Raw genomic sequence first — 5,656 nt, forward strand, 5'->3', positions numbered from 1 at the left:
GCACCACACATCCAGGAACACCAGGGACTGGCGCAGATGGTGGTTGGCGCCAAAGCCGCCGATGGCACCCGGCGAGACGCTGATGATCGCCCCCGGCTTGCCGCTCCAGGCGCTTTGCCCGTAAGGGCGCGAGCCCACGTCGATGGCATTTTTCAAGGCGGCTGGCACGGAGCGGTTGTATTCGGGGGTGACGAACAGCACCGCGTCGGATGAACTCACTTGTTTGCGGAAAGTACTGTAGGCTGCTGGCGGCGTTGCACCGTCGATGTCCTCGTTGTAGAGCGGCAAGTCGCCGATTTCAACAATGTTCAACTTGAGATTGGCAGGGGCCAGTTCGGCCAGGGCCAGCGCGACCTTGCGGTTGATTGACTCTTTTCTCAAGCTGCCCACCAGGACGGCAATCGTGTAGACCTTGCTCATTGAGGTTTCCCGACTTCTGAATAAAGGAGCTTGTAGTTATAGAGGCTTCGCAACGCGTTCACCAGAGGGTTATGCGGATTCCCTCGACGTTTTCCTTGCCAGCACTTGCGTAGGAAGCGTCTGAAAATATCAGCGAATAGTATTTTTTTCTTATAGGTAAACTACCCCGCTCCCTGACGGTCTACAGAACCGCAAATCGAGTGTTTATCTCCAGAGGTTCTAAACAGATGGCTGCAGTACTTGTTGGACAGTTTCATGCCAGAGACGCGGAAGGCCGCGTGTATTCGGTGCATGAGTTCCAGGAATCCAACCCGGCGCAAGGCGACCTGGCGGGATCGACGCCCACCACGACCTACAAGCTGGCCATTGGCGACCGTGTAGAAAAGCTGGAAGGTGATGAATTCAAACTGATCCAGTCGGGCATTATTCTCGTGCGCGAGTCCGCAACCACTCTGGCATCGTAAGCGCTTGCCTTGTTCACCTGCTCAGTCCTGGCGACTGGGCTGGGAACGCTCATGGGCGGCGGATCTGCGTTACCTCTATGCCCTGCTCGCCTTGCTTGAGCGTCACCAGCAACTGGCCGCGCTCCCCTTGCACCGTATACATCGAGCGCTTGTAACCCGGCGCGTTGTACGCGGGGTAAGCCTCGACCTCCCTGACCAGGGTAATCCCCACTACTGCGCCCACCTGCTCGCCCACCTGTTGCTGGGAGCGAATAAAGGCTTCCAGTGCAAGATTGTCCGGCGTCGGTTCATCCTGATGATTGAAGAAGTAAGCCGCCAGGCCTCCCACGGTCACCAGGACCACGAGTTGCTTGGCCGTTACCCCGAAGAACGTCGAGGGTAGAGGCATATGAGACCAGACCTGTTTTTTATTTTAAGTACCGGGAAACCGGCAGGGGTCGTTGCTGATCAGACCCGCCATTCTAATGGGATCCTGGCTGAGCGCCATAGGCCGGGACGACCCCGGCAGTCTTTTTTGCGCACGAACGCCTGCGCCATTGAAACCCCTGCGCACTGCACATAGACTCCGGCCATGCGTTTACGTCATATCGAAGTGATTCAGGCCATCTTGCAGACCGGCCACCTCGGCACCGCCGCCGAGTGGTTGCAACTCCCCGTGGGCGACGTAGACGCCACCCTCAAGGATGCTGAGCAGCAACTGGGCTTCATGCTGTTCGCCAGCGTGCGCGGGCGCTTGCAGGCCACGCGGGAAACCCTGGAGTTGCAGGCACAAATCACAACTCTGTATGAAGCCCTGGAGCCGTTGCAACGCCTTGCCAGCCGCTTGAAACACCATCATGCTCCGCCCCTGCGCGCCCTCTGCACGCCGCCGCTGGCCAACCAACTGTTGCCGCAGAGCATTGCCGCGCTGCGTCGACGCTTCCAGGACATGCCGTGCAACCTGTCGAGCCAGCCAGTTGGCGAGATCATTAACAGCCTGCTGTTGCATGAAGCCGACGTGGGCCTGAGCCTGCATGACCCAGAACACCCCCATATCCAGAGCACGGTGCTGGCCCAAGGCAAATTGCAGTTGCTGGCCCCCCATGGCTGGCTCAAGCCCAAGCAAAAGTACATTGCGCTGCAGGAGTTGGCCGGCCAATCGTTGATCGGCCTTGAAGGCCATGATCCGCTCAGCCGTTTGCTGGACGCCAAGCTGCATGCCCTGCGGCCGATGCCTGTGGTGCAGACGCGCGTACAAACCTACCCGATGATGCGCGGCCTGGTGGAAGCCGGAGAAGGCCTGGCGATTGTCGACCCGTTCACCGCCTTGGGTGCACGCGAGTCCGGGCTTGATGCGTGCCCGGTGTCACCACCGATAGTGGTCAGCCTGTATGCGCTGACCTTGCAAGACGCTGCGGCCTCCCCTGCATTGAATGCGCTGCTGGAGATCGTCATCCAGAAAGCCGAAAGCCTGCTTGGTAACGACACCAAGCCCCTGTAGAAGCGAGCTTGCTCGCGAAAAACCCACAGGCGCCGCGTTACATCAGGATGAGCGTGTGATCGTTCACGTTCTTCGCGAGCAAGCTCGCTCCTACAGAGATCAGTCCGCTTCTGCTTTGAACAACCGATACCAGAAAATCGCGACCTCACGGGTTTGCGGGTCAATCCCGCGATAACGCAGTTGATCGATGCCGCCCATTACATAGCCACAACGCTCATACAGGCGACAGGCGCCGAGGTTGTTGTTCTGGGTCTCAAGCATCATGCCCGGCAGGTTCTTCTTGCGAGCCCAGAACTGCGCCACGTCCAACAGCGACTTGGCCACGCCATGTCGGCGCGCCGGTAACGCCACGGCCAACTCGTCAACATGGGCAAAACCGTTCCAGTTGGTGCTGACCACGATATGCCCCACTGCGCGGTCATCCAGATACGCCATGAAGATCGAGCTGTCGGCGGCATCACGAAAACTGGCGAATTCTTCCGGGTCGATGCCATAGCACTTGCGGTACGGCAGCACGCGCTCCACCGGCCATTGTTCGACGCGCTGGCCCATTTGCGGCACCCCATAGGCGCTGACTTCAAAGCTGAAATCGTTGCCCCACACATAGGCGTCAAAACCTTCGTCGGCGACTCGCACACTGAGCCCTGGATACTTCGGGTTCATCACAGCTTGCATAAACTTCCTTAACCCTTGATGCAATCGACGGTGTAACGACGGCCACTGCCGTCATCTTCGTGTTGCAGCCCATGCACATCCGCGACAAAACCGGGGAAACTGCTATCGAACGTGCGGGCAAATGCCAGGTAATCGATGATCGAACGCGTTGACTCGGTGAAGCGTTCGCCAGGCATGATCAGTGGAATGCCCGGCGGGTAAGGCACCAGCATCACGGCGGCGATGCGTCCTGCCAAGGCATCGATAGAGACCGCCTCCACCTCGCCCCTGACCAACTGGTCGTAGGCATCCGCGGGTTTCATCGCGATTTGCGGCAATACCGTATACATACGCTTGAGGTGCCTGGCCGTGGCATTGCTACGGTAACAGCTGTGCAACTGGTCGCAAAGGTCGCGCAGCCCCAGCCCTTGATAACGCGCCGGGCCTTGGGCATACACCGACGGCAAGCAACTGGCCAGGCTGACATTGGCATCGTAGCTACGCTTGAACTCCAGCAGCTCGGTGAGCAGGGTGCTCCATTTGCCTTTGGTAATGCCCATGGAAAACAGCACGAGGAACGAATACAGCCCAGTCTTCTCCACCACCAGCCCGCGCTCCCAGAGGAACTTGCTGACCACTGCGGCGGGAATCCCGCACTCGCTCAAGGCCCCGCCAGCGTTGAGGCCAGGCATCACCAGCGTGACTTTGATTGGGTCCAGCAACACGTAGTCTTCGACCACGTCGCCAAAGCCATGCCACTCATCCCCTGGGTGCAACAGCCAATCCGCCGTGGCGACCCGGTCGATGCCCGCGACCGAGGGTGGCTGCCAGATGGAAAACCACCAGTCTTCGGCCGCGATATGCTGGCGCAAGTTAGCCAGGGCGCGACGAAAACTTAAGGCCTCGTCGAACATTTCCTGGAGCAGCGAGCGCCCGGCCGGGCCTTCCATCATCGCCGAGGCCACATCCAGCGACGCGATGATGCTGTATTGCGGCGAGGTGGAGATATGCATCATGAAGGCTTCGTTGAAGCGGTCACGGTCCAGTTGCCGTGCGCCGCCGTCCTGCACGTGGATCATCGACGCCTGGCTGAATGCGGCAAGCAATTTATGCGTACTGTGGGTGGTGAACACCAAGGGGCTGTCCGGCGTGCGCGAGGTGCCCATGCCATAGCGCCCGGCGAAGAACTCGTGAAAGGCGGCGTAGGCGTACCAGGCCTCATCAAAGTGCAGCACCTCGACGCTGTTGCCCAGTTGCTGCTTGATCAATTGCGCGTTGTAGCACAGACCGTCGTAGGTGGAGTTGGTCACCACCGCCAGCTTCACTTTCGGTAGCCGCCCCCGGGTCAAGGGGCTGGCGTCGATCTTGGCGCGGATCGACTCGGGGCTGAATTCGCTCAGGGGAATGGGGCCGATGATCCCCAGCTCGTTGCGCTCCGGGCACAGGTAGAGAGGGATCGCGCCGGTCATGATGATCGAATGCAGCACCGACTTGTGGCAATTACGGTCCACCAGCACCAGGTCATCGCGCCCCACCATGGAATGCCAGACGATCTTGTTGGCGGTGGACGTGCCGTTGATCACGAAGAACGTATGGTCGGCGCCAAAGTTACGCGCAGCGCGGGCCTCGGCTTCGGCCAACGGCCCGGTGTGATCGAGCAGCGAGCCCAGCTCGGGCACCGATACCGACAAGTCCGAGCGCAGAGTGTTCTCGCCGAAGAACTGATGAAATGCCTGCCCCACCGGGCTTTTGCGATAGGCCACGCCACCGCCATGGCCGGGGGTGTGCCAAGAATAATTGGAGTCGGCGGTGTGTTGCACCAAAGCCTTGAAGAACGGCGGTAACAGGCCATCCAGGTAGGTGCGTGCGGCGCGGGCGACTTGGCGCGCCAGAAACGGCACGGTGTCTTCGAACAGATATAGGATGCCGCGCAGCTGGTTGAGCTCGCTCATGGCATCGGCAGGGGCGTTTTCGAGGGTGACTTGCTCGCCCAACGCAAAGATCGGCAGGTTGGGTGCCCGCAGCCGCGCCAGGCGAATCAGCTCAACCATGTTTTGCAGCAGATGGGTGTTTTCCCCGGCGCCTTCGGCGGCGATCAGCATGCAGGCCAGACCGTGATGGGTGGAGGCCACCAGCCGCCCTTCGGCATAGTCCACCGCAGAAAAAATACTGAAGCCCTCCTGTTCCAACTCCCTGGCGATGCCTCGAACCCGGTCACCGGCAACGGTGTCGGCCTTGATGTCACGGTGCACGATCAGAACGGGGAACTTCAGGTCTTTGTACATGAGCACTCTTACTCCGGAGGCTTTGCACAAAGGGTAGAAGCTGGAAGCAGATGTGGCGAATGAAGATTTCACAGGTGGTCGAGAGGTATCTACATAACTTCGGTACGGGGCTGAACCTCTGGCGAGGGAACTTGCTCCCGTGACGGCCTGCGAGCTGGGCCATACCTACCTGACATCCCGCGATCAAACTGTGGGAGCTGGCTTGCCTGCGATGACGGCCTGCCAGCCGACATCTGTCTACCTGACACTCCGCGATCCAACTGTGGGAGCGGGCTTGCTCGCGAAAGCGGCCTGACAGTCAACACAGTTGGATTGTGTACATATCCATTGCTGCGGTAACGGCTACTTAGGGT

The 5,656-nt window shown here is 59.7% G+C and carries 6 protein-coding genes; 2 read left to right on the forward strand and 4 right to left on the reverse strand.

The features are described from left to right. The coding region (locus tag GIW04_RS27110; RefSeq protein ID WP_236479374.1) for an NADPH-dependent FMN reductase at positions 1–420 on the reverse strand (420 nt) is incomplete at its 3' end. Positions 421–647: 227 nt separating this feature from the next. On the opposite strand from GIW04_RS27110, the gene GIW04_RS27115 reads away from it, so the two are divergent. Next, positions 648–884, forward strand: coding sequence for a hypothetical protein (locus GIW04_RS27115; protein WP_032900575.1), 237 nt, complete (start codon positions 648–650; stop codon positions 882–884). 49 nt (positions 885–933) lie between these two features. Here GIW04_RS27115 and GIW04_RS27120 read toward each other — a convergent pair whose 3' ends face one another. Continuing rightward, complete coding sequence (locus GIW04_RS27120; RefSeq protein WP_034135396.1) at positions 934–1,272, reverse strand: hypothetical protein; 339 nt, start codon at positions 1,270–1,272, stop codon at positions 934–936. Between the two features lie 183 nt (positions 1,273–1,455). On the opposite strand from GIW04_RS27120, the gene GIW04_RS27125 reads away from it, so the two are divergent. After that, a complete protein-coding gene (locus GIW04_RS27125; protein WP_003190700.1) occupies positions 1,456–2,364 on the forward strand; it encodes a LysR substrate-binding domain-containing protein in 909 nt (302 codons plus the stop codon). A gap of 99 nt (positions 2,365–2,463) precedes the next feature. On the opposite strand, the gene GIW04_RS27130 is transcribed toward GIW04_RS27125, so the two are convergent. Then, complete coding sequence (locus GIW04_RS27130) at positions 2,464–3,039, reverse strand: GNAT family N-acetyltransferase (RefSeq protein ID WP_057709844.1); 576 nt, start codon at positions 3,037–3,039, stop codon at positions 2,464–2,466. Positions 3,040–3,047: 8 nt separating this feature from the next. Continuing rightward, entirely contained in the window at positions 3,048–5,303 is a 2,256-nt protein-coding gene (locus tag GIW04_RS27135) for an Orn/Lys/Arg decarboxylase N-terminal domain-containing protein (protein ID WP_120248276.1), read from the reverse strand. Positions 5,304–5,656: the final 353 nt, after the last annotated feature.

It is taken from the genome of Pseudomonas sp. PA-4-8C, from assembly GCF_021606625.1.
Taxonomy (GTDB): Bacteria; Pseudomonadota; Gammaproteobacteria; order Pseudomonadales; family Pseudomonadaceae; genus Aquipseudomonas; species Aquipseudomonas lactis.

Excerpts from the sequence above, each read along its gene's own strand:
- GIW04_RS27135 (WP_120248276.1), bottom strand. The coding sequence starts at position 5,303 with ATGTACAAAGACCTGAAGTTCCCCGTTCTGATCGTGCACCGTGACATC.
- GIW04_RS27130 (WP_057709844.1), bottom strand. The coding sequence starts at position 3,039 with ATGCAAGCTGTGATGAACCCGAAGTATCCAGGGCTCAGTGTGCGAGTC.
- GIW04_RS27120 (WP_034135396.1), bottom strand. The coding sequence starts at position 1,272 with ATGCCTCTACCCTCGACGTTCTTCGGGGTAACGGCCAAGCAACTCGTG.
- GIW04_RS27125 (WP_003190700.1), top strand. The coding sequence starts at position 1,456 with ATGCGTTTACGTCATATCGAAGTGATTCAGGCCATCTTGCAGACCGGC.
- GIW04_RS27115 (WP_032900575.1), top strand. The coding sequence starts at position 648 with ATGGCTGCAGTACTTGTTGGACAGTTTCATGCCAGAGACGCGGAAGGC.